Source organism: Micromonospora sp. NPDC048170 (genome assembly GCF_040652795.1).
GTDB lineage: Bacteria > Actinomycetota > Actinomycetes > Mycobacteriales > Micromonosporaceae > Micromonospora.
In genome coordinates this window covers 57,690-84,447 of record NZ_JBEZMR010000017.1, presented here as the reverse complement: position 1 = coordinate 84,447, position 26,758 = coordinate 57,690, and the positions used below count along the sequence as shown (strand labels likewise).

27 protein-coding genes are annotated in these 26,758 nt (G+C 72.0%); 9 read left to right on the top strand and 18 right to left on the bottom strand.

Annotation, left to right across the window (positions count from 1 at the left end; genetic code table 11):
* The first annotated feature begins 22 nt into the window (after positions 1-22).
* Positions 23-616 (top strand): AAA family ATPase, encoded by a 594-nt coding sequence (locus AB0D32_RS21080; RefSeq protein WP_357092546.1) that lies wholly within the window; start codon positions 23-25, stop codon positions 614-616.
* A 114-nt stretch (positions 617-730) separates the two neighbouring features.
* Here the strand turns inward: AB0D32_RS21080 and AB0D32_RS21075 are convergent, their stop codons facing one another.
* The 10 genes from AB0D32_RS21075 to AB0D32_RS21030 form a co-directional block, all read right to left on the bottom strand.
* Entirely contained in the window at positions 731-3,118 is a 2,388-nt protein-coding gene (locus AB0D32_RS21075) for an excinuclease ABC subunit UvrA (protein WP_357092543.1), read from the bottom strand.
* A gap of 81 nt (positions 3,119-3,199) precedes the next feature.
* Entirely contained in the window at positions 3,200-3,622 is a 423-nt protein-coding gene (locus tag AB0D32_RS21070) for a VOC family protein (protein ID WP_357092540.1), read from the bottom strand.
* Between the two features lie 10 nt (positions 3,623-3,632).
* The gene (locus tag AB0D32_RS21065) at positions 3,633-4,076 is read right to left on the bottom strand and encodes a helix-turn-helix transcriptional regulator (protein ID WP_357092537.1); all 444 of its coding nucleotides are present in this window, start codon (positions 4,074-4,076) and stop codon (positions 3,633-3,635) included.
* 322 nt (positions 4,077-4,398) lie between these two features.
* The gene (locus AB0D32_RS21060) at positions 4,399-7,068 is read right to left on the bottom strand and encodes a DUF6493 family protein (protein ID WP_357092534.1); all 2,670 of its coding nucleotides are present in this window, start codon (positions 7,066-7,068) and stop codon (positions 4,399-4,401) included.
* Positions 7,065-8,402, bottom strand: a complete 1,338-nt coding sequence (locus AB0D32_RS21055) for an SWIM zinc finger family protein (RefSeq protein ID WP_357092531.1) — start codon at positions 8,400-8,402, stop codon at positions 7,065-7,067. Before AB0D32_RS21055 ends, AB0D32_RS21060 begins: the two co-directional genes overlap by 4 nt.
* Positions 8,403-8,470: 68 nt before the next feature.
* Positions 8,471-9,199 carry an SDR family oxidoreductase gene (locus tag AB0D32_RS21050; RefSeq protein ID WP_357092527.1) on the bottom strand — a complete coding sequence of 243 codons (729 nt, stop codon included), beginning with the start codon at positions 9,197-9,199 and terminating at the stop codon, positions 8,471-8,473.
* 98 nt (positions 9,200-9,297) lie between these two features.
* Complete coding sequence (locus AB0D32_RS21045; protein ID WP_357092524.1) at positions 9,298-10,095, bottom strand: ABC transporter permease; 798 nt, start codon at positions 10,093-10,095, stop codon at positions 9,298-9,300.
* Positions 10,092-11,009, bottom strand: coding sequence for an ATP-binding cassette domain-containing protein (locus tag AB0D32_RS21040; protein WP_357092522.1), 918 nt, complete (start codon positions 11,007-11,009; stop codon positions 10,092-10,094). The genes AB0D32_RS21045 and AB0D32_RS21040 overlap by 4 nt, the downstream gene beginning before the upstream one ends.
* The gene (locus AB0D32_RS21035; protein ID WP_357092519.1) at positions 11,006-11,359 is read right to left on the bottom strand and encodes a hypothetical protein; all 354 of its coding nucleotides are present in this window, start codon (positions 11,357-11,359) and stop codon (positions 11,006-11,008) included. Before AB0D32_RS21035 ends, AB0D32_RS21040 begins: the two co-directional genes overlap by 4 nt.
* Complete coding sequence (locus AB0D32_RS21030; protein WP_357092516.1) at positions 11,359-11,946, bottom strand: helix-turn-helix domain-containing protein; 588 nt, start codon at positions 11,944-11,946, stop codon at positions 11,359-11,361. The genes AB0D32_RS21035 and AB0D32_RS21030 overlap by 1 nt, the downstream gene beginning before the upstream one ends.
* A 95-nt stretch (positions 11,947-12,041) precedes the next feature.
* Between AB0D32_RS21030 and AB0D32_RS21025 the strand changes: the two genes are divergently transcribed.
* Both AB0D32_RS21025 and AB0D32_RS21020 read left to right on the top strand, forming a co-directional pair.
* Positions 12,042-12,503: a peroxiredoxin gene (locus tag AB0D32_RS21025; protein ID WP_357092513.1), complete on the top strand. Its 462-nt coding sequence runs from the start codon at positions 12,042-12,044 to the stop codon at positions 12,501-12,503.
* 71 nt (positions 12,504-12,574) lie between these two features.
* Positions 12,575-13,267, top strand: a complete 693-nt coding sequence (locus tag AB0D32_RS21020; protein ID WP_357092510.1) for a hypothetical protein — start codon at positions 12,575-12,577, stop codon at positions 13,265-13,267.
* 235 nt (positions 13,268-13,502) lie between these two features.
* On the opposite strand, the gene cydB is transcribed toward AB0D32_RS21020, so the two are convergent.
* Positions 13,503-14,501 (bottom strand): cytochrome d ubiquinol oxidase subunit II, encoded by a 999-nt coding sequence (gene cydB / locus AB0D32_RS21015; RefSeq protein ID WP_357092508.1) that lies wholly within the window; start codon positions 14,499-14,501, stop codon positions 13,503-13,505.
* 15 nt (positions 14,502-14,516) lie between these two features.
* Positions 14,517-15,932, bottom strand: a complete 1,416-nt coding sequence (locus tag AB0D32_RS21010) for a cytochrome ubiquinol oxidase subunit I (RefSeq protein ID WP_357092505.1) — start codon at positions 15,930-15,932, stop codon at positions 14,517-14,519.
* A 198-nt stretch (positions 15,933-16,130) separates the two neighbouring features.
* Between AB0D32_RS21010 and AB0D32_RS21005 the strand changes: the two genes are divergently transcribed.
* The 4 genes from AB0D32_RS21005 to AB0D32_RS20990 all read left to right on the top strand — a co-directional run bounded on the left by AB0D32_RS21005 (position 16,131) and on the right by AB0D32_RS20990 (position 19,985).
* Positions 16,131-16,904 carry a lysophospholipid acyltransferase family protein gene (locus AB0D32_RS21005; protein ID WP_357092502.1) on the top strand — a complete coding sequence of 258 codons (774 nt, stop codon included), beginning with the start codon at positions 16,131-16,133 and terminating at the stop codon, positions 16,902-16,904.
* A gap of 136 nt (positions 16,905-17,040) precedes the next feature.
* Entirely contained in the window at positions 17,041-17,802 is a 762-nt protein-coding gene (locus AB0D32_RS21000; RefSeq protein WP_357092500.1) for a glycerophosphodiester phosphodiesterase, read from the top strand.
* Positions 17,803-17,820: 18 nt separating this feature from the next.
* Positions 17,821-19,209 (top strand): MFS transporter, encoded by a 1,389-nt coding sequence (locus tag AB0D32_RS20995; protein WP_357092497.1) that lies wholly within the window; start codon positions 17,821-17,823, stop codon positions 19,207-19,209.
* Positions 19,210-19,271: 62 nt separating this feature from the next.
* Complete coding sequence (locus AB0D32_RS20990) at positions 19,272-19,985, top strand: thymidine kinase (protein ID WP_357092494.1); 714 nt, start codon at positions 19,272-19,274, stop codon at positions 19,983-19,985.
* A gap of 3 nt (positions 19,986-19,988) precedes the next feature.
* Here AB0D32_RS20990 and AB0D32_RS20985 read toward each other — a convergent pair whose 3' ends face one another.
* The 3 genes from AB0D32_RS20985 to AB0D32_RS20975 all read right to left on the bottom strand — a co-directional run bounded on the left by AB0D32_RS20985 (position 19,989) and on the right by AB0D32_RS20975 (position 22,156).
* The gene (locus AB0D32_RS20985; RefSeq protein WP_357092491.1) at positions 19,989-20,447 is read right to left on the bottom strand and encodes a hypothetical protein; all 459 of its coding nucleotides are present in this window, start codon (positions 20,445-20,447) and stop codon (positions 19,989-19,991) included.
* Positions 20,448-20,555: 108 nt separating this feature from the next.
* Entirely contained in the window at positions 20,556-21,203 is a 648-nt protein-coding gene (locus AB0D32_RS20980) for a response regulator transcription factor (RefSeq protein ID WP_357092488.1), read from the bottom strand.
* Positions 21,200-22,156 (bottom strand): histidine kinase, encoded by a 957-nt coding sequence (locus tag AB0D32_RS20975; RefSeq protein ID WP_357092485.1) that lies wholly within the window; start codon positions 22,154-22,156, stop codon positions 21,200-21,202. Before AB0D32_RS20975 ends, AB0D32_RS20980 begins: the two co-directional genes overlap by 4 nt.
* A gap of 483 nt (positions 22,157-22,639) precedes the next feature.
* Between AB0D32_RS20975 and AB0D32_RS20970 the strand changes: the two genes are divergently transcribed.
* Together AB0D32_RS20970 and AB0D32_RS20965 are read left to right on the top strand one after the other, a co-directional pair.
* On the top strand, positions 22,640-23,938 hold the full coding sequence (locus AB0D32_RS20970) for an ArsB/NhaD family transporter (RefSeq protein ID WP_357092483.1): 1,299 nt from the start codon (positions 22,640-22,642) through the stop codon (positions 23,936-23,938).
* A 130-nt stretch (positions 23,939-24,068) separates the two neighbouring features.
* Positions 24,069-24,554, top strand: a complete 486-nt coding sequence (locus tag AB0D32_RS20965) for a TrkA C-terminal domain-containing protein (protein ID WP_357092480.1) — start codon at positions 24,069-24,071, stop codon at positions 24,552-24,554.
* A gap of 38 nt (positions 24,555-24,592) precedes the next feature.
* On the opposite strand, the gene AB0D32_RS20960 is transcribed toward AB0D32_RS20965, so the two are convergent.
* The 3 genes from AB0D32_RS20960 to AB0D32_RS20950 all read right to left on the bottom strand — a co-directional run bounded on the left by AB0D32_RS20960 (position 24,593) and on the right by AB0D32_RS20950 (position 26,721).
* Entirely contained in the window at positions 24,593-25,591 is a 999-nt protein-coding gene (locus tag AB0D32_RS20960) for a tyrosine-type recombinase/integrase (protein ID WP_357092476.1), read from the bottom strand.
* Positions 25,592-25,713: 122 nt separating this feature from the next.
* A complete protein-coding gene (locus tag AB0D32_RS20955) occupies positions 25,714-26,139 on the bottom strand; it encodes an Hsp20/alpha crystallin family protein (RefSeq protein ID WP_357092473.1) in 426 nt (141 codons plus the stop codon).
* Between the two features lie 96 nt (positions 26,140-26,235).
* Positions 26,236-26,721 carry a GNAT family N-acetyltransferase gene (locus tag AB0D32_RS20950; RefSeq protein ID WP_357092470.1) on the bottom strand — a complete coding sequence of 162 codons (486 nt, stop codon included), beginning with the start codon at positions 26,719-26,721 and terminating at the stop codon, positions 26,236-26,238.
* Positions 26,722-26,758: the final 37 nt, after the last annotated feature.

Sequence of the window (26,758 nt, the reverse complement as noted above, 5' to 3'; positions counted from 1 at the left end):
AACGGCGGGAGAGGGGGAGAGCGTGCGGCGTTACGTACTGACCGGTGCGCCAGGGGCGGGCAAGACGACGCTCGCCGACGCGCTGCGACGACGGGGCTGGAGTGTCGTTGCCGAGGCGGCCACCGACGTCATCGCGACGGAACAGGCACGGGGCGTCGCCGAACCGTGGGGCGGGCCCGGTTTCGTCGACGCGGTGGCGCGGCTCCAGCGGGAGCGCCGGGAGGCGTCGGGGGCGCCCGGGGTCGTGCAGGTTCACGACCGGTCGCCCCTGTGCACCCTGGCCCTCGCGCGGTACCTGGGCCGACCGCCGGGGCGCGCGCTCGTCGGCGAGATCGAGCAGGTGCTCCGGGAGGGCGCCTACCAGCGGCAGGTGTTCCTCGTCCAGCCGTTGGGCTTCGTGACGGCGACCGACGCCCGCCGGATCAGCTACGCCGAGTCGCTGGCGTTCGCCCGCGTACACGAGGAGATCTACCGCAGGCACGGTCATCACCTGATCGTGGTGCCGCCCGCGCCGGTGCGGACGCGCGTCACGCTGGTGGAGGCGCACCTGCGGCGGCTCGCCGACCTTCCGCCCGACGGGGCCGAGGGAGTGCCGGATCCTGCTTACTTTACATAATGTACATTATCGAATCGCCGACTCGGGTTGCCGTGAGCACGACTTTCGTGGCGTATCGGCCACGCGCCGCACGCTTCGGAGGCACCGGTGAACCCGGTGCCTCCGAAGCGTCGGTCAGGTGCCGACGTAGGCCGCGAGGTGCTCGCCGGTGAGGGTGGAGCCGGCGGCGACGAGGTCGGCTGGCGTGCCCTCGAAGACGATCCGGCCGCCGTCGTGGCCGGCACCGGGACCGAGGTCGATGATCCAGTCGGCGTGGGCCATGACCGCCTGGTGGTGCTCGACGACGATGACCGACTTGCCGGAGTCGACGAGCCGGTCGAGCAGGCCGAGCAGCTGCTCGACGTCGGCGAGGTGCAGGCCGGTGGTCGGCTCGTCGAGGATGTAGACACCCCCCTTCTCACCGAGGTGGGTGGCGAGTTTGAGGCGTTGCCGCTCGCCGCCGGACAGCGTGGTGAGCGGCTGCCCCAGCGAGAGGTAGCCGAGCCCGACGTCGGCGAGCCGCCGCAGGATCGTGTGGGCCGCGGGGATCCGTGCCTCGCCGGCGCCGAAGAACTCCTCGGCCTCGGTGACCGACATCGCGAGCACCTCGCTGATGTCGCGGCCACCGAGGTGGTATTCCAGCACCGATGCCTGGAACCGCTTCCCCTCGCACTCCTCGCAGGTGGTGGCGATGCCGGCCATCATCCCCAGGTCGGTGTAGATGACGCCGGCGCCGTTGCAGGTGGGGCAGGCGCCCTCGGAGTTGGCGCTGAATAGGGCCGGCTTCACGCCGTTGGCCTTCGCGAACGCCTTGCGGATCGGGTCGAGCAGTCCGGTGTACGTCGCCGGGTTGCTCCGTCGTGAGCCGCGGATCGCGCCCTGGTCGATGGAGACCACGTCCGCTCCTGCGGGGATCGACCCGTGTACGAGCGAGCTCTTGCCGGAGCCGGCGACACCGGTGACGACGACGAGCACCCCGAGGGGGACGTCGACGTCCACCGACCGCAGGTTGTGCGTTGTCGCGTCGCGGATCTCCAGCGTGCCGGTGGGCTCGCGTGTGGTCTTCTTGAGGGCGGCCCGGTCGTCGAGGTGGCGGCCGGTGAGGGTGCGGCTGGCGCGGAGCCCCTCGACGGTGCCCTCGAAGCAGATGGTGCCGCCCGCCGTGCCGGCGCCGGGGCCGAGGTCGACGACGTGGTCGGCGATCGCGATGGCCTCCGGCTTGTGCTCGACGACCAGCACGGTGTTGCCCTTGTCGCGCAGCCGCAGCAGCAGGTTGTTCATCCGCTGGATGTCGTGCGGGTGCAGGCCGATGGTGGGCTCGTCGAAGACGTAGGTGACGTCGGTGAGTGAGGACCCGAGGTGGCGGATCATCTTGGTGCGCTGGGCCTCGCCGCCGGAGAGGGTGCCTGACGGCCGGTCGAGGCTGAGGTAGCCGAGCCCGATCTCGACGAACGAGTCCAGGGTCTCCCCCAGCGCCGCCAGCAGCGGCGCGACCGAGGGCTCGTGCAGGGATCGGACCCATTCGGCCAGGTCGCTGATCTGCATTGCGCAGGCGTCGGCGATGCTGGTGTCCTTGATCTTGGACGATCGGGCTGCCTCGTTGAGCCGGGTGCCGCCGCAGTCCGGGCAGGTCGTGAAGGTGACGGCGCGATCCACGAACGCCCGGATGTGTGGCTGCATCGCCTCCTTGTCCTTGGAGAGGAACGACTTCTGGATCCTGGGGATCAGGCCCTCGTACGTGAGGTTGACGTTGTCGACCTTGATCTTGGTCGGCTCCTTGTGGAGCAGGTCGTGGAGTTCCCGCTTGGTGAACTTGCGGATCGGCTTGTCCGGGTCGAAGAATCCGCATCCGCTGAAGATGCGGCCGTACCATCCGTCGACGCTGTAGCCGGGGATGGTGAGGGCGCCCTCGTTGAGCGACTTGCTGTCGTCGTAGAGCGCGGACAGGTCGAAGTCGGTGACCCGGCCCATGCCCTCGCAGCGTGGGCACATCCCACCGATGATGGAGAAGCTCTGTCGGACGGCCTTCTGGGATCCGCGCTCGACGGTGACGGCGCCGGCGCCGTGGGCCGAGGCGACGTTGAAGGAGTATGCCTGGGGCGAGCCGATGTGGGGTTGCCCGAGTCGGCTGAAGAGGATGCGCAGCATCGCGTTGGCGTCGGTGACGGTGCCGACCGTGGAGCGGACGTTGGCGCCCATCCGCTCCTGGTCGACGATGATCGCGGTCGTCAGCCCGTCGAGCACGTCGACGTCCGGCCGTGCCAGCGTCGGCATGAAGCCCTGGACGAAGGCGCTGTAGGTTTCGTTGATCATCCGCTGTGACTCCGCGGCGATCGTGCCGAACACGAGGGAGCTCTTGCCGGAGCCGGACACGCCGGTGAAAACGGTCAGGCGGCGCTTCGGGAGTTCGACGCTGACGTTCTTGAGGTTGTTCTCGCGTGCGCCCTGCACGCGGATCAGATCGTGGCTGTCGGCGACGTGCGGCGTGGGCGACTGCGTGTCCGTTCTCGTGGCCGTGCTCATCCTGTCTCCATCTGTTTCGTCGGCGCGTTCGCGGCACCGCGTGTGGTGCCGCGAACGGGTGCATCCATGGGTGGGACGCGGTCAGCGGACGGCTGGGCGCAGTTCCTGGATGCGGATCATGTTGCCTGCGGGATCGCGGAAGGCGCAGTCGCGCACCCCGTACGGTTGCTCGGTCGGCTCCTGGACCACTTCGGCGCTGCTGGCTTCCAGTTTCGCGAAGGTGTCGTCGAGGTCGGCGGTGGCCAGGTTGACACCGAAGTAGCTGCCCTTGGCCATCAGTTCGAGGATGGTGCGGCGCTCGTCGTCGGTGATGCCGGGGGTGGCGGCCGGCGGGTGCAGGACGATGGACGTGTCGGGCTGGCCGGAGGGGCCGACGGTGATCCAGCGCATCCCCTCGTATCCGACGTCGTTGCGGACCTCGAAGCCGAGGATGTCGCGGTAGAAGGTCAGGGAGGCGTCCGGGTCGGTGTGCGGGAGGAAGCTGGAGTGAATGGTGATGTTCATGGCAGTCACGCTATGTGTGGCTCGGGGCCGGCGCTTCTCGATTCCTGATCGGTCTGGTCACCTGTTTCGCCGTGCAGGACGGCATCCCCGCTGTCGCGCGGGTTTCCTGGCGGCGGTAGACGCTGGGTGGTACGCCGACCAGTTCGGTGAAGCGGGTGCTGAAGGTGCCCAGCGACGAGCAGCCGACCGCGAAGCAGATTTCGGTGACGGTGAGGTCGCCCCGGCGCAGCAGGGCCATCGCGCGTTCGATGCGTCGGGTCATCAGGTAGCTGTACGGTGACTCGCCGTAGGCGAGCCGGAACTGGCGGCTGAGGTGCCCGGCCGACATGTGCGCGCTGCGGGCGAGTGCCTCGACATCCAGCGGTTGCGCGTACTCCCGGTCGATCCGGTCGCGGACGCGGCGCAGTCGTGCGAGGTCGTGCAGGTGCTGCGCTTCAGCGGGTCTGCTGGTCACATGCGAGATCGTACGTCGCGTCGGGGTCGTCGGGCGGCGTCGCCTCGGTCTGCGGCACGTCACCGTCGGCGCTGATGGTGTCGGCGTCCGGCCGGGGTGTTCGTGGGCGCGGATGTCCGTCCCGTCGGGTGGCCGCTCCCCCGCCGCGCCTGATGCCTGGCGCTCGGTGGGAAGCGGTGGCGGTCAGGTGAGCCGCGTCGGCCCGGCCGGGGCGTCCGGTGGTGGACGTTCCTCGGGCGGGTCGACGTGGCGGGGATCGGCTCCAGCGGTCCGCCCCTGGGCGTGGCGCCCAGGGGCGGTTCCTTTTCTGTCGGCGGTGGTGTCAGGCCGTGTCGAGTGCGCGGCGCAGGCGGCGGGCCTCGGTGACGAGGCGGCTGGTCCCGCCCCGGGCGGCGATGTCGTCCAGGCCGGGCACGTCGATGCGAACGCCGGTCGTGCTGGCCGTTTCCGCCGCCAGGCTCAGCAGGTCGGGCAGGCCGCGCGGGGGTGTGGGCGTGGCGAGTATGGCCGGCAGTGCGGCGGCGGTCATCCGCCACACGGTCAGCGGCGCTCCGGCCAGGGCGGCGTCGCGGAGCGGTTCGAGTGCTCTGGTCAGCTTGACGAGTTGCCCGGCGATCAGTCGGCCGAGTTGCTCGCCCGTTCCGGTGGCGTCGAGTTGTCCGGCTCCGGCGAGGCCGAGCAGGGCGTCCAGGGCGGATACCCGGTCGGCGCCGTGGCGTGCCCCGAGACCGTAGGCCAGGGCGAGGTCGAGGGCGACGCCGCCGGGGCCGGTGGTCTCGGCGAGTGGCGGCAGTATCGCGGTGCCGTCGCGTTGGTCCATGTCCGCGGTGGCGGCCACGATGGGCAGGGCGTACGCGGCGACCACGCCTCGGTGCCCCGGCAGGATCGACGGCAGTTGGTGGGCCCAGCCGGAGTGTTCGTCGGCGGCGAGTGGTGCCGGGTCGGCGGTGAGCAGCCCGTACCGGTCGTCGTATCCGTCGGGTGGGCGCAGTTCGACGAGGATGCGTTCGGGTGGCAGTTGGTCGTGTTCCCAGTCGTAGCCGCCCTTGCGGGAGCGTTTGGTGACGGTGGTGGTGCGCATGACGGGTTGTGGTAGTCCGCCGCAGCGGAGCCAGGTGGCGAGCCGCTCCCCCGCCGGTGTGCCCAGTGCCGCCGCCTTGCTGGCGAGTGCCTCGTCGGCGTCGGTGGGTAGGCGTAGCAGCGCCTGGGTGAGGTCCCAGTGCCAGGGTGTGTGGTCGCCGAGTGCCGCGAGCCGTTCGACGAGGGTGAGTGGGTCGAGCATGCCGTTGGCTGAGGTGGGGGCGGCGAGCAGGCCGGAATGTCCGGGTTCGTTGATGTGTGCGCCGATTTCGAGGAGGCGGGCGCGTAGCAGCCGGTGTGGTGCGGGCACCCGGGGGTTGGTGGCGAGCAGTTCCGGCTGCGGTGTCGTCCGGTCGGTGCGGCGTACGGCGGCGAGCAGTGTCTCCCACCGGTTGCGTCGTCGGGCCTGCTGGTCGGTGGTTCCGGCGGTGGTGAGTACGTCGACGACCACCTCGCACAGGCAGAGGGGGTCGTAGCGGTGTTCGTTGCCCCAGGACCAGTGTCGGCGTTCGATGACGGGGGTGAGGGCGGCGTGCACCCGGGTGCTGTCGGTCGTGGTGAGCCGGACGAGTCCGTCGAGGATGCGGTCGAGTGGTGTGCCCTGCGACGGGGTGCCGAGCAGGGCGGCGACCTCCTCGACGAGTTCGTCGACGTCGGTGATGGGGGTGGGCGCCGGTGCGGGTGGCGGGGGTGGGGGCAGGTCGTCGCCGCGTGGCTGGGCGGTCGCCCGGTCGGTGCCGCCTGCTGTCGGGTCGTGGCCGTGGCGGGTGGCCAGGGTGTGCGCGCGGTCGCGTAGCTCGACGGCGGGGTGTTTGGCGGCGACAGCGATGACCTCGGCGATCTCGGCCGACCGGTCGCGGTGCTGGCGGGCCAGGCGGTCGAGCCAGGTGAGTTGGGCCTTTACGAGTGCCTTGTCTGGTCGGAGCAGCACGTCCCGGGAGGTGTCGAGAACGGTGTCGATCTCGAGGTCGGGCAGGTCTCGTAGTGCCTTCTGGGCCATGGTGGCGGTGGGGGCCGGCGCGTCGGCGAGCAGGCGGAGGTAGTCGGTGGCGTGGGCGGCGACTTCGGCGGTGGTGGGTTTCAGTTCGGTGAGCAGGACGGTGAAGGCGCGTAGGGCGGCCGCCCGGTCGCCGCGCAGCAGTCGGCCGATGGAGCCGTCGATCAGTGTGGCCCGGGCGATGGTGCCTTCGGTGGCGAGCTGCGCCAGGGCGGTGGGCAGGGCGTGTGGTTGCCGGTCGTCCCAGGTCGCGGTGGCTTCGTCGAACATCATGCGGGTGCCGAGGCCGTCGACCTCGAAGAGGCGGGGCAGCATGGCGGTGAGGTACGGGTCGTCGCGTAGCCGGTCGATCAGGGGGGTGGGGCGGCCGCGGTGTTGCCGGTCCGGCATTGCGACGGAGTCCAGCCACAGCTCGACGAAGCGGTCGTTGGTGGGTGCTGTGGTGTGCGTGAGGTGCAGCAGGGCGGCGATGAAGCGCCAGCGTTCGGTCAAGGTCTGTTGGTTGACCTTGGTGGCGAGCCGGTGCGCCAGGTCGCCGAGCCAGGTGATGCCGCGTTCTTCGGCGGCCTGTGCCACGAGGGTTGCGGCGCGTTGGCCGTGAGGGTTGACGGAGTTGCGGCCGAGGATCTTCGCGGCCTGTGCGGCGGTGGGCAGGCAGCCGACCACGGCGACGGCCAGGGCGGTGCCGGAGCCGACGGGCCACCAGGTGTTGCGGTGTCGTTGGGTGAGCCATGTCGTCAGGTCGTCGCCGATCTCGCGACGGCGTTGTTCGGGCAGGCCGGCGAGGGCGGCGGTGATCTGGCTGGCGGCGCTCTTCTGGATGAGGTCGAACAGGTCGCTGGTGCCGCCTGCGGCCAGTTCGCGCTGGCGTCGTGCGGTGCTCTTCATGAAGAGCGTCTGCTCTGCGTGTGTCACACCCGCTCCTCTGCCCGGTCGACGGTCAGCATCCGGGTGGCCAGCGCGTGCCGGCACGGGCCGCGTTGGCCGCGGTGCTTGGCCCACCAGGGGCAGGTGCAGGTGAGGTTGCCGTCGGGCAGGTGGCGGACCCGGTAGATCTGGTCGCCGCTGCGGATCGTGGCGGTCGTTCCGTCGAGTTCGACGGCTCCGGCGTCGAGGAGTGTGCGGGCGCCGACGAGGCGGGGGTTGTCGCGTTCGGCGCGGCCCGCGTCGTAGGGCATGACGCGGTGGAAGTAGGCGGCCTCGGAGACGTCGTAGCCGACGCGGCCGGCGGTGCCGAGTTGGGCGAGTGCGGCGCGGACCCGTGCCGGGTCGAGGCCGGTGTCGGTCGCCAGTTGGTCCACGTCGATGGTGGGATCCCAGGAGAGTACGGCGGCGACGAGGTTGGCGTCGTCGACCACGTCGTCGCCGGCGAGTGCGGTGAGTGCGGCGCCTTCGCCGGAGAATCCGCGGTACGGCTCGGGTGAGAGGGTGAGGGAGAGCCGTAGCGCGCCGGTGTCGAGTTCCCACGTGCTCGGTACGGGTGCGGAGCCGGCGGTGACGGTCGGCCCGTAGACCCGCAGGGTCCGGGCGAAGCGGAGCATGCCGCGCAGGGCGGTCAGGCGGCTTGCTCTGGCGAGGCAGACGGCGCCGGGGACCGCTCGGGAGGTCAGTCGCAGTGACCTTCCGGCCGGCACGGCCCAGAGCACGGACCGGTCGCTGGTGGTGGGCAGTCGGCGCAGGAAGGTCGCCGCCTCGGTGGCGGGGATCTCGGCTCGGGGTTCGAACGCGGCGGCCAGGATCTGGACCTCGGCGAAGCCGCGCAGCCAGCGCACCGGGAGGGGGACCTTCTTCTCGACGACCGGGCCGTCCATGGTGGAGACGGTCAGGTCGTCGGGGCCGACGGACAGGTGCAGGGGGTCGAGGCCGCCGACGCGGGCCAGTGCCTCCCGGAGCGGGTTGTTGACGTCGACGTTGGTGGTGCCGTGTTCGACCACGTCGCCGTCGATGCCGGCGGGCAGGGTGTCGAGGCGGGCGTAGACGCCGCAGCAGCCGGAGAAGGATTCGAAGCGGAGCCGGTCGCGGCTGCCGGTGACGACGGGGTCGAGGCTGGCGGGGCTGACCGGCCGGTGGTAGCGGGTGCGGGCCACCTCGGCGACGGCGAGCAGGCCGACGGCCGCCGCCTGGGGGGTGGTGAGGAACCCGGTGAAGAATCGGGGGTTCGGGGTGGGGCCGCCGCTGGTCTGCAGGGCGAGTTCGCCCTGTCCGAGGGCGGAGGATCCGAGATACCGGTACGTCTGGACTGCGCTCACGTTCGCGGACAGTAGAGGACCCCTGCGACAGGAATCAGCCGGGCTGGCCGTCAGCCCGTCGTCGTGGTTCAGAGGCCGCCGGCGACGCGCAGGACGGTGCCGGTGGTGTAGGTGGCGTCGGGGCCGAGCAGCCAGGCGATGGCGCCGGCGACCTCGTCGGGTTCGCCGGGGCGGCCCAGCGGGATGCGGGCGGCGGCCCGGTCGGCCCGGTCGGGTTGGCCGGAGAGGGTGTGGATGTCGGTGCGGATGATGCCGGGGGCGACGGCGTTGACGCGGATGCCTCGGGGGGCGAGTTCCTTGGCGAGGCCGATGGTCAGGGCGTCGGTGGCGGCCTTGACGGCGGCGTAGTGGACGTACTCGCCGGGGCTGCCGAGGGTGGCGGCGACGGAGGAGACGTTGACGATGGCGGCGCCGGTGTCCATCCGGCGGGCGGCCTGCTGGGCGCAGAGGACGTAGCCGATGAGGTTGACGTCGACGACGTCGCGCAGGTCGGTGGGGTCGAGGTCGACGAAGGCGCCGATGGGGCTGGTGATGCCGGCGTTGTTGACCAGGCCGGTGATCGGGCCGAGGTCGGCGGCGGCGTCGAAGAGGGCGGCGACGTGGTCGGGGTCGCGGGTGTCGGCGGGGACGGCGAGGCCGCGTACGCCGGTGGCTTCGATGTCGGCGAGCACGGCGCTGGCGGCGGTGTGGTCGCGGCGGTAACTGAAGGCGACGTGGTGGCCGGCGTTGGCGAGGCGGCGGGCGGTGGCCGCGCCGATGCCGCGGCTGCCGCCGGTGATGACGGTGACCGGTTCCATGGGGCTGCTCTTTCCTGCTGTGGCTGCGGGGCCGACGCTACCGTGGCGGCGCGTCGTCGGGGTGGCGGCGGAGATCACATGCCGGTGGGCGGCGGCGGTCAGGTGACGTCGCGGCGCATCGGCACGAGGACGGCGGCGGCGGAGGCGAGAAGGGTGTACGCCAGGAGCAGCAGGGCCGCGGCGGCCGGTGGGAGGAGTTGGGCGGGTGCGGTGCCGAGCTCCTGTGCCATGGCGTCGGTCAGGTAGGTGAAGCCGGTCAGGGCCGCGGTCGCGCCGCCGGGCAGGACGGGATAGAGCAGGTTCACGCCGGGAATCATCATGAGCAGGGTCTCGCCGAGGTAGAGGTAGCCGACCACCACGCACAGGGCGACGACCTGGTTGCCGATGAGCGCGCCCATGCCGACGCCGAGGAGCAGGTAGGCGGCCATGGCGACGCCGATGCGGGCCAGCAGTGCCAGCACGGTGCCGGTGGGGAGGCCGAGTGACACACCCTGTGCGGCGGTGACGGTGAAGAGCGCGGCGGAGGACGTGCCGGCGAGCATCGTGCCGTAGGCGAGTGCGGCGGCGCCGTAGACGACGAGTTTGGCGGCGAGTACGCGCCCTCGGCGGGGTGCGAAAAGGAACGTGACGGCGGCGGTGTGGTGCCGGTACTCGGAGGTGACGGCGACGGTGCCGATCGCGGCGGGCACCAACGCGGTGAGGCCCAGGATGCCCAGGAGCGCGCGGACGCCGGTGTCGGTGTCCAGGCCGGGCAGGGGTGGGGTGAAGTTCTGCGGGCCGACGAGGGCCATGGCGGCGGTGAGGCCGCCGCCGAGCAGGGCGGCGGTGAGCAGGAGCGCGGCCGGTGTGCGGGTGGCTCGCAGTCTGCGGAACTCGGCGGTGATCAGTGGGGTCACGGGGTGGGCGCCTGTCCTGTGGTGGTGGTCTGGTCGGTGGTGAGGTGGAGGAAGAGTTGTTCGAGGCCGGTGTGCTCGGTGGTGAGTTCGTGCACCCGCAGCCGGTGTCGGGCGGCGATGTCGGCGACGGTGGGGGTGTCGAGTCCGTGTACGCGCAGCCGGTCGGGGCCGTCGCGTTCGACGTGGGTGCCGGTGAGGGCGGTGAGCAGCGCGTCGGCGTCGGGGGTGCGGACCACGACGGTGGGGGGTCCGGTGAGTTGTGCCCAGGGTCCGGCGGCGACGAGTTCGCCGCGGCGGATGACGACGACGTTCTCGGCGAGGGTCTCCAGTTCGTTGAGCACGTGGCTGGAGACCAGGACGGTGCGTCCGTCGGCGGCGAGGTCGCGCAGGAGTTGCCGCAGCCAGGACATGCCTTCCGGGTCGAGGCCGTTGCTGGGTTCGTCGAGCAGCAGCACCCGGGGGTCGCCGAGCAGGGCGGTGGCGAGGTTGAGTCGCTGGCGCATGCCGGTGGAGAAGGTGCGGGTGCGCCGGTCGGCGGCCGTCGCGAGGCCGAGCCGGTCGAGCAGCTCGTCGACGCGGCTGTCGGGGTGGCCGCCCATCGCGGCGTAGACGCGCAGGTGGTCGCGGGCGGTGTGGCCGGGGTGGAAGGCGACGGTGTCGAGGACGGCGCCGACGGTTCGGGAGGGGTGGGGTAGGCGCCGGTAGGGCAGGCCGCCGATGGTGGCGGTGCCGGTGGTGGGGGTTACCAGGCCGGTGAGGGCGCGCAGGGTGGTGGTCTTGCCGGCGCCGTTGGGTCCGAGGAAGCCGGTGACGGTGCCGGGTTCGACGGTGAAGCTGAGGTCGTGTACGGCGGTGACGGCGCCGAAGCGTTTGGTCAGGTGGGAGACCTCGACGGGGAGGCGCTCGCCGGTCACGCCCGACTCCGGATGGCGTCGACGATGGCGGGTGCGGCGGGGTCGGACAGCAGGATCTCGTCGAAGCCGGTGGCGGTGCGGTCGACGGTGAGGTGCAGGCCGGGCTGGCCGGCGCGGGCGGACACGAGTTGTCGGGGTCTACCGAAGACACCCCAGACGCCGATCTTGACGAAGCCGGAGATGGTGAGGCCGCTGCGGGCGCCACGGGCCAGGCGCAGCGGCTCGGCGACGGCGGTGGCCTCCCGGACGGCGGTCAGGGGCACGGTCAGGTGCTGTTGCCTGGTCCACATCCGTTCGCCGGCGGTGAAGCGGATGTGGAGTTGGCCGGGGGTCAGGGTGATGGTGGCCATCAGGGAAGTCCTTCCGTGGTGTCCGGGTCGTGGGTGGGCCCGGTGTGGGGTGGGTCGACCGGCAGCAGGACGGTGGCGAGCAGCCGGGGAATCCGGTCGGCGGTCGGTTCGTGCCCGACGAGTGGGAGCAGCAGTGCGCTGAGGTCCTGGGCGAGTCGGGCCAGTTCCGCGTCGCTGAGGTGCAGCACGAGCTGTTGGTATCCGACGCCGTCGGCGGCGTAGTCGATGTGCTCGCGGTCGAGGTAGCGGGTGAACTCCGACAGCAGGCTCGACACGAAGGCGGTGAACCAGCGGGCGTGGTCCTCGCGGGTGGCGGCGGCGAGGGCGGTGGCGTCGGGTGTGACGGCCCCGCCGGGCAGCGCGTAGATCCGTTCGGTGGCGCCGCCGACGCGCCGCTGTTCGACGACCTCGACGAGGCCGGCCCGGACGAGGGTGGCCAGGTGTCGGTAGAGGGTGGCCTGGGGGACGTCGGGCAGGGCGGCGGCGAGGTCGCGGGTGGTGCGGCGGGTGCCGGCGACGGTGCGCAGGATGCGGATCCGTACCGGGTGCAGGGCCAGGTCGGACCAGCGGTGAGGCGAGGTGTCCACACCTGCACTTTATCACTATCGAGAATGGGAACGCTAACGGCAGGCGAGATCGCATACGCTCGGCGCACTGCGGTGGCGACGACGGAGGTGCGCAAGTGGCGGGTGTGGGTGTCGGGGACGTGGTGGAGGACTTCGAACTGCCCGACGAGACGGGCACGCCCCGACGGCTGTCGGAGTTCCTGGCCGCCGGCCCGGTGGTGCTGTTCTTCTACCCGGCGGCGTCGACCCGGGGGTGCACGGCGGAGAGTTGCCACTTCCGGGACCTGGCGGCGCAGTTCGCGGCGGTGGGCGCGACCCGGGTGGGGATCAGCCGCGATCCGGTGGCGAAGCAGGCGGAGTTCTCCCGCCGGCACGGGTTCGACTATCCGCTGCTGTCGGATGCCGACGGAGTGGTGGCGCAGCGGCTCGGGGTGCGGCGGCGGTTGCCGTTGGGCGCGTTGAGTACGCGACGGATGACGTTCGTGATCGGCACCGACCGGCGGGTGATCGAGGTCGTCCACAGTGAGCTGGACATGAACGAGCACGCGGACGCGGCGTTGCGGGCACTGGGGGGTTGATCTTCCGGTTGTCGGGCCGGGCTGGTATCAAGGCAGGCGTCTGAACAGGTGTACGAGGAAAGAGGTTGCTGATGGGTGCCGCTGGCCAGGGTTTGTCCACTGACGAGGTGCAGAGCATCCGGGAGTCGCTGGCGGCGGGCCGCAAGCCGAAGGTGGTGTTCACCGCTTCGGCGGGCCAGATCGCCGGCCAGGTGGGTCAGGTGGTGGAGCTGACCGACCCGACGGTCTCGGACGACTTCGTGGTGGTCCGGTTCGGGCGCGACGAGCTGCCCTTCTCCCCCGCCGACGTGGCGGTGGCGCCCCGGGGCGCGGGGCGCAAGGCGGCGGAACCGCAGCCGGAACCGGAGGTGGATGCGGCGCCGGCTGCGGCGGACCCGGAGTTCGTGTTGGATCGGGCGCCGGCGCCGGCGCCGAGGGAGGAGCCGAAGGCGGAGTCGGCGGACGCGAAGCCGGCGCCGGCGCGCAAGGCGGTGAAGGCCGTGAAGCCCAAGACCCCGGCGGGACTGACGGTGACGCTGGCGTACGCCGACGGCGAGTGGACGGTGGCGGCGCAGCAGGGCAGCAAGTCCCTCGCCAAGCCGTACGTGGTGAAGCCGGCAGAGGCGCTGCGCATGGTGGCGCTCGTCGACGTGCCGGGGGTGCACGAGGCGGTGGAGCAGATCATGGCCGCCGAGCGGGCCGAGGCGGAGCAGCAGGCCGAGAAGCTGCGGGCGGAACTGGCCGAGATCGAGGCGCGGCTGGCGGAGTTGCGCGAGGCGCGCTGAGCTCGGCGGTCGGCGGGGTGGGTGACCTGGTCACCCACCCCGCCGTCGCGTTACCAGGTCGCGGGTGGCGCGTTCGGGTGACGGTGGCGACGACGCCACTGCGGTCGTCTCCGCCGCGCGCGGCCCGAACGGCCGGCGGGCCGCCTGGGCCGACGCGGGCGGGGAAGCTTCGCGTCGGTCCAGGCGGCCCGGTGCGGGTGGCGGCGGGACCCACGGCCACCCGGCGGGGGGTGGGTCAGTGCTGCGGGATGTGGGCCACCCCGATGCGCTTGCGGAACACCCAGTACGTCCAGCCCTGGTAGGCCAGCACGATCGGGGTGAACACCACCGCCACCCAGGTCATGATCTTCAGGGTGTAGGGGGTGGAGGCGGCGTTGGTGGCGGTCAGCGTCCCGGCCGCGTCGAGGGTGGAGGGCAGCACGTTCGGGAACAGCGCCGCGAACAGCGTCGCCACGGCCAGCGCGATCGCCACGGCGGTGCCGGCGAACGCCCAGCCCTCGCGACGTACCCGGGCGGCGGCGAGGCCACCGAGCAGCGCGAGGGCCGCGCCGACGGCGAACACGACGGCGGCCGTGCTGGAACGGATGGTCAGCGTCCAGCTCAGGAACGCCACCGCGAGCACGGCGGCGGCCACGCCCAGGCGCACCGCGAGCGCGCCGGCGCGCTCGCGGACCTCACCCACGGTCTTCAGCGCGATGAACACGGCGCCGTGGGTGAGGAACAGCGCCGCGGTGGTCGCCCCGCCGAGCAGCGCGTACGGGTGCAGCAGGTCGACCAGGCCGCCGACGTACTCGTGCTCGGCGTCGAGCGGCACGCCGCGCAGGATGTTGGCGAACGCCACGCCCCACAGCACCGCGGGCACCACCGAGCCGACGAAGATCGCCGTGTCCCAGCGGCGCTTCCAGGACGCCTCGGGGCGCTTGTGGCGGTACTCGAAGGCGACGCCGCGGATGATCAGGGCCAGCAGGATCAGCAGCAGCGGCAGGTAGAAGCCGGAGAACAGGGTGGCGTACCACTCGGGGAACGCGGCGAACATGGCGCCGCCGGCGGTGATCAGCCAGACCTCGTTGCCGTCCCAGACCGGCCCGATGGTGTTGATCAGGACGCGGCGTTCCCGGTCGTCGCGGCCGAGCACCGGCAGCAGCATGCCGACGCCGAAGTCGAAGCCCTCGAGGATGAAGTACCCGGTGAACAGGACCGCGACGAGCAGGAACCAGATGGTGGTGAGTTCCACGGTTGTCTCCGGTGATCAGTAGGCGAACGCGAGCGGGCGCTCGGCGTCGTCGTCGGTGTCGTCGGTCTCCGGTGCCGGCTCGAGGTCGGGTACGCCGGCCTTGGCGTAGCGCAACAGCAGCTTGACCTCGACCACGGCGAGGGTGGCGTAGATGAGGGTGAAGGCGGTGAACGAGGTGAGCACCTCGGTCAGCGAGACGCTGCGGGACACGCCGTCGCGGGTTAGCATCTCGCCGAAGACGATCCACGGCTGGCGGCCCATCTCGGTGAAGATCCAGCCGAAGGAGTTCGCGGCCAGCGGCAGCAGCGGCATGATCAGGCCGGCGCGCAGCAGCCACTTGCTGGTGGGGGTGCGGCCCTTGCGCTGGCTCCAGAGGACCAGCAGGGCGATCGCGGCGGCGGCCATCCCGAAGCCGATCATGAAGCGGAAGCTCCAGTAGGTGACCGGGATGATCGGGGTGTAACTGCCGGCGCCGTACTGCGCGGCGTACTGGGCCTGGAGGTCGTTGATGCCGTGCACGGTGCCGTTCGGGTCGCCGGTGCCCAGCCAGGACAGCAGGTATGGGATCTTGAGGGCGAACACCTCGCGGCTGCCGTCGAGGCTGCCGACGGTGAGTACGGAGAACGAGGCGGGGCTCTCGGTGGTGTAGAGGCCCTCGGCGGCGGCCATCTTCATGGGCTGCACCTCGGTCATGATCTTGCCCTGGATGTCGCCGGTGAACGCGACGGCGGCGGCGGAGAGCAGGGTGACCCAGGAGCCGAACTTCGCGGCGAACCGGTAGGCGGGGGTGTCGGCGGAGTCGCGGTTGCGCACCAGGTGCCACACGGCGACAGCGACCAGCAGCGAGCCGGCCACCAGGAACGCGCCGGCGATGGTGTGCGGGAAGGTGATCATGGCGACCTTGTTGGTCAGCACGGCCATGAAGTCGGTGAGTTCGGCGCGCCCGGTGTCGGGGTTGATCCGGTAGCCGACCGGGTTCTGCATGAACGAGTTCGCCGCGAGGATGAAGTACGCGCTGAGGTTGCTGCCGATCGCGGCGGCCCAGATGGCGGCCAGGTGCAGCCGCTTGGGCAGCCGGTCCCAGCCGAAGATCCACAGGCCGATGAAGGTCGACTCCAGGAAGAACGCGACCAGCGCCTCGATCGCCAGGGGGGCGCCGAAGATGTCGCCGACGAAGCGGGAGTAGTCGCTCCAGTTCATGCCGAACTGGAACTCCTGCACGATGCCGGTCACCACGCCCATGGCGAAGTTGATCAGGAAGAGCTTGCCGTAGAACTTGGTGAGCTTCAGGTACTTCTCGTCACCGGTGCGGTGCCACATCGTCTGGAGGATCGCCACCAGCACGGACAGGCCGATGGTCAACGGCACGAAGAGAAAGTGGTAGACGGTGGTGACACCGAACTGCCAGCGGGCGACGTCCAACGCGTCCACCAGTAACCCCCAGGCTTTGCATACTACGAGACGTAGTAAATACTACCGCCCGTCGTAGAAAATGCGGCAGGGGCGGGGGTCCCGAAGCGACCCGGGACCAATGACCCTGATCACCACTGCCGGACGGCCCGGCCGCCCGCCTCGCACGCAGGCCCCGCACCGCACGACCCGGGCCCCGCGTGCGACCATTGCGCGCTGATGGACACCACCCGCCCGACCTGGCAGCCGCCGCTGATCTGGCGCGCCGCACAACTGCTCGCCCGCGTCGTCATCGCGCTCGTGGCCCGCCTGGAGGTCACCGGCGACGTGCCCGAGGCGCTGCGCCGTGGCCCGCTGATCCTGGCCGCCAACCACATCAGCCCGTTCGACCCCGTCGTGCTCGCCGCCGCCTGCCGCGCCCGGGGCGTCGCCCCCCGGATCATGGCCACCGGCGGGCTGTTCCGCACCCCCGTGCTCGGCGCCGCGATGCGCCGAGCCGGGCACCTGCGAGTCGACCGGGGCACCGCCGCCGTCGGCCGCGCCCTCGACGACGCCGCGGCGGCCGTCTCCGCCGGCTCGGTGATCCTCGTCTACCCGGAGGGTCGCATCGGCCTGGACCCCGGAATGTGGCCCGAACGCGGCAAGACCGGCACCGCTCGCCTCGCCCTCGCCTGCGGCGCCCCGGTGATCCCCGTCGCCCAGTGGGGCTCGCACGAGGTGGTGCCCTACCGCGCCCCGAAGGGCCTGCTGCGCGGCGTCGCCCGCGCGGTGTGGCACCGCCCGGTGGTGCGCGTGCACTTCGGCGACCCCGTCGACCTGGCCGCCCTCCCCCACGGCGTGCCCGGCGCCGCCCGCCAGGCCACCGACCGGATCATCGACGCCGTCACCGACGCCCTCGGGCCGCTGCGCCCCGACGAACCCGACCGGCCCCGGCACGTCGACCCCGGACGCCCGACCGACACCAGCCGCGCGCACCGCCGGACGCCCGGCTGACCTGCCGGGGGTGGTGCCGCCACGCGGGCCGGCTCCGACGGCTCGCCCCGGTGCCGGTCGAGCACCTCCACCAGTCGCCGTCCCGGTGCCACCGGGCGGTCGCCGGCTGGCCATCGGGGCCGGGCATACTCCCCGCGTGACCCACGCCTACCTCGACGGCCCCGCACCGTTGGCGTTCGCCCACCGGGGCGGCGCCGCGGAGGGCGACGAGAACACCGCGGCGGCGTTCGCCCGCGCGATCGGGCTCGGCTACCGGTACGTCGAGACCGACGTGCACGGTACCGCCGACGGCGTCGCGGTGGTCTTCCACGACGCCACGCTGGCCCGGGTCACCGGCGAGCCGGGACGCATCGCCGACCTGCGCTGGGTCGACCTGGCCTCGGTACGCGTCGGCGGCGCCGCCGTGCTCCCCCGGCTCGACGAGGTCCTCGACGCCTGGCCGCAGGTGCGCTTCAACATCGACGTCAAGGCCGACGGCGGCGTAGACCCGGCCGTGGCCGCCGTGGCGCGCGCCGGGGCCGGCGACCGGGTGCTGCTCGCCTCGTTCAGTGACGCCCGCCTGGCCCGGCTGCGCGCCCTCACCCAGGGACGGGTCGCCACCAGTCTCGGCATGCGCGGGGTGGCCCAGCTGCGGATGGCCTCCCTGACCGGGCGAGCGCTGCGGCTGCCCCCGTCGGTCGTCGCCGCGCAGGTGCCGGTGCGGTACGGGCGGGTGCCCGTGGTGGACCGCCGGTTCCTGCGTTACGCCCACCGACTCGGTCTGCACGTGCATGTCTGGACGATCGACGAACCTGCCGAGATGCACGAGTTACTTGATCTTGGGGTGGATGGCATCATGACCGATCACGTCGGCGTGCTGCGCGACGTCTACCGCAGCCGCGGCCACTGGGCCGCCTGACCTGTTCGAAGGACCCCGATGGCCGAGACCACCACCCCCACGGTGGACGACACCCCCGCCCCGGCGAGCACCCGCCGCGAACGCAGCGGCTGGTACTTCTACGACTGGGCGATGTCCGCCTTCTCCACCACGGTCATCACCGTGTTCCTCGGCCCGTTCCTGACCACCGTCACCGAACTCGCCGCCGGCTGCGAACTCGGCGCCGACAGCTGCTCCGGGTACGTCTACCCGCTGGGCGTCAAGGTCGCCGCCGGCTCGTACTTCCCGTACCTGGTGTCGCTGTCGGTGTTCCTCACCGTGTTCGCGCTGCCGGTCGTCGGCGCCATCGCCGACCGCTCGGCGCACAAGAAGCGGCTGCTCGCCGCCGCCGCGTTCACCGGCGCTGGCGCCACCATCGGGATGCTCTTCGTCACCGGCGACCGGTACCTGCTCGGCGGGGTGCTGTTCATGGTCGCCAACATCGCCTTCGGCGCCGGTGTGGTGGTCTACAACTCGTTCCTGCCGCAGCTCGGTGGCCCCGACGACCGCGACGGCATCTCCAGCCGCGGCTGGGCGCTGGGCTACCTGGGCGGCGGCCTGCTGCTGGCACTCAACCTCGTCGCCGTCAGCATGCTCGGCGAGGAGGGCAACCATCAGCGCACCCTCGACCTGGCCCGCTGGTCGATCGTGTCCGCCGGCGTGTGGTGGGCGGTGTTCACCCTGGTCCCGCTGCGCTGGCTGCGGGAGCACCCCACCGCCGCCGCGCTGGCCGGCGGCAACCCGGTCACCGACGGGTTCCGGCAGCTCGGCCGCACCCTGCGCGAGATCAAGGCGTACCCGCTGACGCTGTTCTTCCTGCTCGCCTTCCTGGTCTACAACGACGGCATCCAGACCGTCATCGCCCTGGCCAGCCAGTACGGCACCGAGGAGCTGAGGCTCGGGCAGACCACGCTGATCGTCACCATCCTGCTGGTGCAGTTCCTCGCCTTCGGCGGCGCGCTGCTGCTCGGCGCCCTCGCCAAGCGCATCGGCGCCTGGAAGACCGTGCTGATCAGCCTGGTGCTGTGGACCGGGGTGATCCTCGGCGCGTTCCGGCTGCCCGCCGAGGCCCCGCTGCCGTTCATGATCCTCGGCGCGGCCATCGGCCTGGTCCTCGGCGGCAGCCAGGCCCTGAGCCGGTCGCTGTTCAGCCAGCTCATCCCCGCCGGCAAGGAGGGCGAGTACTATGGCTTCTACGAGATCAGCGACAAGGGCACCAGCTGGCTCGGCCCGCTGGCCTTCGGCATCGTGTTCCAGCTCACCAACTCCTACCGGGTGGGCCTGGTCTCCCTGCTGATCTTCTTCGTCGTCGGGTTCCTGCTGCTGCTGGCCGTGCCGATCCGCCGGGCCATCGTCGCCGCCGGCAACACCCCGCCCCGGGTGCTCTGAGGCGGGCGGGCCCGACCGCGCCGGCCTGATCGGGCGGCGTCGATCGGCTAGGCTGCCCGACCGTGACCGACCACGCCGCCGCCCCGACCTGCCTGGCGCGCCCGCCGCTGGGCCCCGACGAATCCCCCGCCGGGTGCGCCGCGGCGCGGGGCGTGGACGGGCGTCCGCTGCACGCGGCGGCCTTGAAGTTCTTCTGGGGGCCGATGGACTGCGGCAAGTCCACGATGGCGTTGCAGATGAACCACAACCACTCCCGGCAGGGCCGCCGCGGGCTGGTCACCACCCGCATCGACCGCTCGCTCGGCCCGCAGGTCACCACCCGCATCGGCCTCGCGCACGAGGCCATCGAGGTCACCGACGAGGTGGACCTGCGTGCCCTCGTGCGCGACACCTGGGCCGAGGGGGTCCGCGTCGACTACCTGATCTGCGACGAGGCGTCGTTCTACAACCTGGAGCACATCGAGCAGATGGCCGAGCTGGTCGACAGCTACGACGTCGACGTGTACGCGTTCGGGTTGGCCACCGACTTTCGGTCCTGCCTGTTCCCGGCGGCGCAGCGGCTGTTCGAACTGGCCGACGAGGTGGCCCGCATCCAGGTCGAGGTGCTCTGCTGGTGCGGCCGGGAAGGGCTGCTGAACGCCCGGGTGGTCGGCGGTCGGGTGGTCCGCGAGGGCCTTCAGGTCGTGATCGGAGACACCGTGGACAGCGCCGAGGTGCGCTACCAGGTGCTCTGCCGCCGGCACTACCGCGCGGGCGAGCTCGGCCCCCGGCGCTGACGGTCAGTACGGGTCACCGCACACCCGCCAGCCCCCGTCCTCCCGCACCACCGACAGCTTCCGCTCCTCGGTGAGGCCGCTGTCGCGGGTCAGCCGCACCGTGACCGTGCCACGCGGGCGGCCACCCCGGGTCGCCACCGACACGTCGACGATCTCGTAGCCGTCGACCACCGGCGGGGTACGCAGCCAGCTGGTGAACCCGATCGGGCTCCACCGGCTGCGCGCGTCGGCGCAGAGCCGGTCGTACGCGCCGTCGGTGTCGCCCGCCGCCACCGACCGCAGGAACCCGTCGGCGGTCTCCCGCACCGGGCCGCTGGCCTGCGTGACGACCTGCACGTTCCAGGCGCCCAGCCCGGCCACCCCGATGCAGCACAGCAGCACGCTCACGCCCGCGAACACCAGGCCGGTACGCACCGGGCGGCGCCGACGGGCCGGCCGGCTCCACGGCTGCTCAGCGCCCACCCGTCGACCGTAGAGAACCGGCGGGCCCGCCCGCAGGAAAGTCGGCTCTGTCGCCGGATCGTCCCCGCGCCGCCCGGCCGGATCGGTGTGCCGTCGATGTCCCGCCGGTCACGGTTCGATGAGCCCGGCCCGGATGGCGTAGCGGGTGAGTTCGAGTCGATCCCTGAGGCCGAGCTTCTGCAGCAGGTTGGCCCGGTGCCGCTCGACGGTCTTGACGCTGATGAACAGCAGGCGGGCGATCTCCTTGGACGAGTGGCCCTCGGCGACGAGCTTGAGGATCTCCTCCTCACGTTCGGTGATGGCCCTGGCCGGCAGGCTCTCGCCCCGTGCCGTGCGCTCCAGGTAGGTGCGGATGAGGGCGTTGATGGCGCCGGGATAGAGGAACGGCTCGTCGCGTACGGCCGCGCGACAGGCCTCCACCAGGTCGCGGTCCGCGACGGACTTGAGCACGTAGCCGTTGGCGCCGACCTTGAGGGCTTCGAAGAAGTACTGCTCGTTGTCGTACATCGTCAGGATGAGGATGCGCAGGCCCGGCTGCTGCCGGGACAGCTCGCGGGCCGCCTGCAGGCCGGTCAGCCGCGGCATGGCGATGTCGAGGATGGCCAAGTCGGGTCGCTCGGTCTGGGCCAGGGCGATGGCCTCGGCGCCGTCGCCGGCCTCGGCGACGACCGTCAGGTCCGGTTCGCTGTCGAGGATGAGGCGAACGCCGCGACGCACCAGGGCGTGGTCGTCGGCGAGCAGGATGCGGGTCGTCACGGCCGGGCCTTCCGCTCGCCGACCGGCACCCGCAGTCGCACCTCGGTGCCGCCGGCCGGGCCGGGTGCCACGGTCAACTGGGCGCCGATGAGCAGGGCCCGTTCGCGCATGCCGCGTACGCCGGCACCCTCGGTGGCGTCGCCGATGCCCCGGCCGTCGTCGCGGATCCGCAGCTGCACGTGACCCGGCTGGCGGACCAGGGACAACTCGACGGTGGTGGCCCGGGCGTGGCGGACGGTGTTGGTGAGGGCCTCCTGCGCCACCCGGTAGATCACCAGTTCGGCCTCGCCGTCGAGGGCGGGCAGGTCTGCGTCGAGGTGCTGGCGCACGGACACCTCCGTGTGCCCGGTGACCTCCGTGACGAGGGCCTTGAGGGCGCTGGTGAGGCCGAGTTCCTCCAGCACGCCGGGGCGCAGCCGGCGCGCGATGCGGCGGATCTCGTCGAGGCTGTCGCGGGTGGTCTCCTGCACCTGGACGAGTTGGGCGCGGACCGGTTCGGGAGCGTGCCGGGCGACCTGCTTGAGTTCCAGCAGGACCGCGGTGAGCGTCTGGCCCACCTCGTCGTGCAGTTCCTGGGCGACGCGGCGGCGCTCGGCCTCCTGGGCGGACAGGGCGCTGGCGGCGCTGGAGGCCCGCTCCGCCTCCAGCCGGTCGACCATGGCGTTGAAGGTGCGGATCAGGTCCGCGATGCCGGCCTGACCGGCCGGGACCGGGCGGGGTTCGGGCTGGAGCAGGTCGACGGTGGTCATGGCCCGGGTCAGCCGGTGCAGCGGCGCCAGCCCGACCCGCAGCAGCGCGGCGTTTGCGACCAGCATCGCGACGAGGCCCAAGGTCAGCACGACGGCCTCGGTGAGCAGGACCGGGGTGGACACCGTGACCGGACCGAGCAGCAGCAACGTGGCGGCGACGAGCACGGCGGCGTTGAGCAGGAAGATCCGCCAGAACAGCGACACGACGGCGCCTCCTCTCCCCACCTGGTGCGACGCCGTGCGAGGCCGGCGGTTGCCGACGTGTCGGGACGCGACGGACCGGCACGCCCCGCGGCGGTGATCACCCTCGTCATGGTCAGCCTGTCGGCCGGGGCGTGTCCTGTAAATGCGTGCTCGCACCCATTATCCGTCGCGGGCCCGCCGGGCCGCCGCGCAGTCCCGCACCGGCCGGGGCGGCAAATGGGTGTCAGCCCCGATGTCGGCCCGCGCCGCAGCGATGACCATGAACGCGAGACCGGGGCCGGGAGTCGCCCCGGGCTCCGATCCCCCCTGCCCGGCTCCGCCCCGACGCCGTCCGTGCGGACGGGGCCCGCCGTGCCGAACCCCGGAGGACCCTGTGAACCGTCATGTCTTGGTGGCCGAGCCCACACCACCGGAAGCCGTCGCCACGGTCACGCGCGGGCACCGCCGTACCGGCACGGAGAGCGGCCCGCCGGGCGGTTGCCCGTGAGCGCGTGGCCCGCCCTCGCCGCGATCGTCATCTTCACGGTCGCGTTCGCCCTCATCGCCACCGAGAAGATCAACCGGGTCGCGGTGGTGCTGGGCGCCGCCGGTCTGATGGCCGCGCTCGGGCTCGTGCCCGGATCGGACGTGTTCTACTCGCACCACGCCGGCATCGACTGGGACGTCATCTTCCTGCTCCTCGGCATGATGATCATCGTTGGGGTGATCAAGCAGACCGGCGTCTTCGAGTTCATGGCGATCTGGGCCGCACAACGCTCGCAGGGGCGGCCGTACCGGCTGATGGTGCTGCTCGTCGTGATCACCGGCGTCGCCTCGCCGGTCCTGGACAACGTCACCACGGTCATGCTGGTCGCCCCGATCACCATCTCCGTGTGCCGCCGGCTGGGCATCCCGGCCGCGCCGTACCTGATCGCCGAGGTGCTCGCCGCCAACATCGGCGGCGCGGCCACCCTGATCGGCGACCCGCCCAACATCATCATCGGCAGCCGGGCCGGACTGAACTTCAACGACTTCCTCTGGCACATGGCCCCGATCACGGTGCTCATGTTCCTGGTGTTCCTGCTGCTGGCGCGGGTCATGTTCCGCCGGTCGTTCACGTACCGCCCGGAGCGGTTCGAGGCCGTACGCGACATGGACGCCCGCGCCGCCATCACCGACCCGGGGATGCTGACCCGCTGCCTGGTCGTACTCGGCGTGGTGATCGTCGCGTTCATGTTGCACACGGTGATCCACATCGACGTCGCCGTCATCGCGCTGCTCGGCGCCGGGATGATGATCCTGGTGTCCAGGGCGGACAGGTCCGCCTACCTCGGCGAGGTCGAGTGGCCGACGCTGGTGTTCTTCACCGGCCTGTTCGTGATGGTCGCCGGCCTGACCGAGACCGGGGTGATCCGCCAGATCGGCGAATGGGCCAGCGACGCCGTCGGCGACAACTACTTCGCGGCGGCGACGGGTCTGGTCTTCGGCTCGGCGGTGCTCGGCGCGTTCTTCGACAACATCCCCTACGCGGCGACCATGGCGCCGATCGTGGAGGGCCTCGTCGCCGGGGCCCCGGATCCGGGCACCGGACAGGCGTTGTGGTGGTCCTTCGCCCTCGGCGCCGACCTGAGCGGAAACGGCACGGCCGTGGCGGCCAGCGCCAACATCGTCGTGCTGGGCATCGCCGCCCGCGCCGGCGAACCGATCAGCTTCTGGCAGTTCACCCGGTACGGCATCGTCACCACGGTCGTGACCACCGTGATCGCCTGGGCGTACGTGTGGCTGCGCTACTTCGCGGCGTAGCCGCCCCCACCGCAAGCGCGGGGATCGACGTGGACCCCGGCGACCTGTGCGCGCTCACCCGCGCCGGGCGGCCGGTCACCTGGTCCGGCGAAGCCGGCCATTCCGCTGCACCACACGACAGGAGGCAATGATGCAGATAGAACGCGTGCCGCTGCCCGGCATCGGCGTCGGCTACACCATGCACACCAGCGAAGGGCAGGTGCTCGGGGTCGTCTGCCACCGCAACGGCCGACGGGACGTCGTCGTCTACGCGCCCGGTGATCCGGACACCGTCGAGCGGTCCGTGACCCTGAGCCCGGCGGAGGCGCAGGAGATGGCCGAGCTGCTGCACCCCATCGCCACCATCGACCACGTCACGCACCTGGAACGGCACCGGGAGGCGATCAGCGTCGCCGAGCTGCCGGTCCCGGCGGCGTCGCCCTACGACGGCCGTACCCTGGCCGAGGCCGTGGCGCGCACCCAGGGGGTGAGCGTCATCGCCGTCATCCGGGACGGACACACGCTCACCGCACCAGGGTCCGGGCACGTCCTCGCCCACGGCGACGTCCTGATCGCCGCCGGAGGTCAGCAGGGCATCGGCGAGCTGAGCCGCGCGCTCGTCCACACGGACCCGTAGACCGCAGGCCGCCGTCGGAGACATCCGGGCCGTGCCCCTCAGCCGCGGCGGCGGGCCCGGGCGGCCCAGATGGCGTACGCGGGGTCGCGGTCGAGGTTGTGCCGGTCCCGGTCGTAGCGGCGGGTCGTACGCGGATCGGCGTGGCCCATCGCGTCCTGCACATCCTCCAGGGGCACACCCTCGGCGCGGGCGGTGGTGGCGAACGCGTGCCGCAGCGAGTGCGGCGACAGCCGAGCCCAGGCCGGGATGCCCGCCGTCCGGGCCAACCGGCGCACCAGCCGGAACATCGCGTGCCGGTCCAGCCGGGCCCCGCTGGCGGTGACCAGCAGCGGGCCGGCCAGCTCGTGCACCGTCACGCCCTGCGCGGCGGCCCGCTGGGCCAGGTAGGCGTCGACCGCGTACGCGGTGCCGGGGGTCAGGGCGCGGCGGCGGGGCCTGCCGCCCTTGCCGACGAACCGCACGCTGCGGTGACCCCGCTCGGCACCGAGGTCGGCCAGGTCGAGCGAGACCAGCTCACCCACGCGCAGCCCGAGGTCGGCCAGCAGCGCGATCGCGGCCCGGTTGCGGACGGCGGTCGGCCCGGTGTCGGCCTCGGCGGCGGCGAGCAGCGCGTCGACCTCCTCGGGGGTGAGGCCCACGGTGGCGGAGTGGTCCCGGTCGATCCTGGGGCGGTCGGCGCCGGCGACCGGGTTGGCCTCGACCGCGCGTAGCTTGACCAGGAAGTCGTACCAACTGGACAGGGCGGAGAGCCGGCGGGCGACGGTGGCGGGGGTGAGCGGCTTGCCGGTGCGCGCGCCGAGGGTGGCCTCCAGCGCCCGGCCGTACTCGTTGACGTGCAGGAAGTTCGCCTGCAGCGGGTCCAGCTCGCGGGCGGCGCACCAGGCGAGCCACCCGGCGACGTCGCGCCGGTACGCGTCGCGGGTGTGCTCGGACAGTCGCCGGTTGCGCAGCCACGCCTCGGTGAAGTCGACCGGCCTCCCGGGCAGGGCCAGCGGGGCGGCCCGGCTCGGGCGAGCCGGAACGTTCGGGGAGAGCATGTGAAAAAGGCTCTCAGCTCCGGGTCGCGAACCGGAGGAGGCGCGCCCTACACGATCATGTCCGCCGCCGGTTCGCTCGGGGGTGGGCGGCCGCACCGGCCGTCCCACCCCCGGGGTCGGGATCAGGCGTCGATTTCCTTGCGACCGTTGCCGGTGGCCGTGACGGTGACCCGGCGGGGCTTGGCCCGCTCCGCGACGGGGATCCGCAGGGTCAGCACCCCGCTGTCGTAGCCCGCCTCGAGCTTCTCGGTGTCGAGGGTGTCGCCGAGGAAGAGTCGCCTGGTGAAGGTGCCCATCGGGCGTTCGGCGGCGACGAGCTCGACGTTGTCACCGGCCGGCCGCCGCCGCTCGGCGCGTACGGTCAGCACGTTGCGCTCGACCGTGCAGTCGATGCTGTCCGGGTCGACGCCCGGCAGGTCGAACGCCGCGTAGAACCAGTCGCCGTCGCGGTAGGCGTCCAGCGGCATGACCGCGGGGCGCGCGGCGGTGCCGAAGAACTGCTCGGTGATCCGGTCGATCTCACGGAACGGGTCGGTACGCATCAGCATGGTCCTGCCTCCTCGGTTCTCCTGGCCGAAGGTCCTTGAGTTGAGCCGGAGCGACTCAACTCTCCCCTCTTTATTTAGCGCAGCCCGATCGCGTCGTCAACTCAGGACCTTCTCGAACCAGTGCTCGGCGTAGGTGTCGTCGTTGTACGCCGGGATCTCCTGATAGCCGTGCCGCGCGTACAGGGCGCGGGCCTCGACCAGGTCGCTGCGGGTGTCCAGCCGGATCCGGGTGGCCCCGGCGGCACGGGCCCGCTCCTGCACGGCGGCGAGCAGGGCCGCCCCGCCACCGTGGCCGCGATGCGCGGGGTGCACGTACACCCGGGTCAGTTCCGCCCAGCCCGGCCGGTACCGCAGCCCGGCGCAGGCTGCCGGACCGCCGCCGCGGTGTGCGACCAGCAGGATCCCGGTGGGAGCCACGAGGTCGTCGCTCGGCTCCTCGGCCATCGCCGAAGCGACCTCGCCCGGCAGGACCGGGCGGCCGTGGTAGCGGCGGACCATCTCCTCGTAGTACGCCTCGAGCAGGGCCACCGCCTCGGGCTGATCGGGTCGGGTCGGGGCCATCGTCCAGTCTGTCGCGCTCACCCGCCGATCTTCGCGCTCGGGTCAACGGGATATCCGC

Excerpts from the sequence above, each read along its gene's own strand:
- AB0D32_RS21020 (WP_357092510.1), top strand. The coding sequence starts at position 12,575 with ATGGGTGCCGCTGGCCAGGGTTTGTCCACTGACGAGGTGCAGAGCATC.
- AB0D32_RS21050 (WP_357092527.1), bottom strand. The coding sequence starts at position 9,199 with ATGGAACCGGTCACCGTCATCACCGGCGGCAGCCGCGGCATCGGCGCG.
- AB0D32_RS20995 (WP_357092497.1), top strand. The coding sequence starts at position 17,821 with ATGGCCGAGACCACCACCCCCACGGTGGACGACACCCCCGCCCCGGCG.
- AB0D32_RS20960 (WP_357092476.1), bottom strand. The coding sequence starts at position 25,591 with ATGCTCTCCCCGAACGTTCCGGCTCGCCCGAGCCGGGCCGCCCCGCTG.
- AB0D32_RS21075 (WP_357092543.1), bottom strand. The coding sequence starts at position 3,118 with ATGAGCACGGCCACGAGAACGGACACGCAGTCGCCCACGCCGCACGTC.
- AB0D32_RS21035 (WP_357092519.1), bottom strand. The coding sequence starts at position 11,359 with ATGGCCACCATCACCCTGACCCCCGGCCAACTCCACATCCGCTTCACC.
- AB0D32_RS21005 (WP_357092502.1), top strand. The coding sequence starts at position 16,131 with ATGGACACCACCCGCCCGACCTGGCAGCCGCCGCTGATCTGGCGCGCC.
- AB0D32_RS21070 (WP_357092540.1), bottom strand. The coding sequence starts at position 3,622 with ATGAACATCACCATTCACTCCAGCTTCCTCCCGCACACCGACCCGGAC.
- AB0D32_RS20955 (WP_357092473.1), bottom strand. The coding sequence starts at position 26,139 with ATGCTGATGCGTACCGACCCGTTCCGTGAGATCGACCGGATCACCGAG.
- AB0D32_RS20965 (WP_357092480.1), top strand. The coding sequence starts at position 24,069 with ATGCAGATAGAACGCGTGCCGCTGCCCGGCATCGGCGTCGGCTACACC.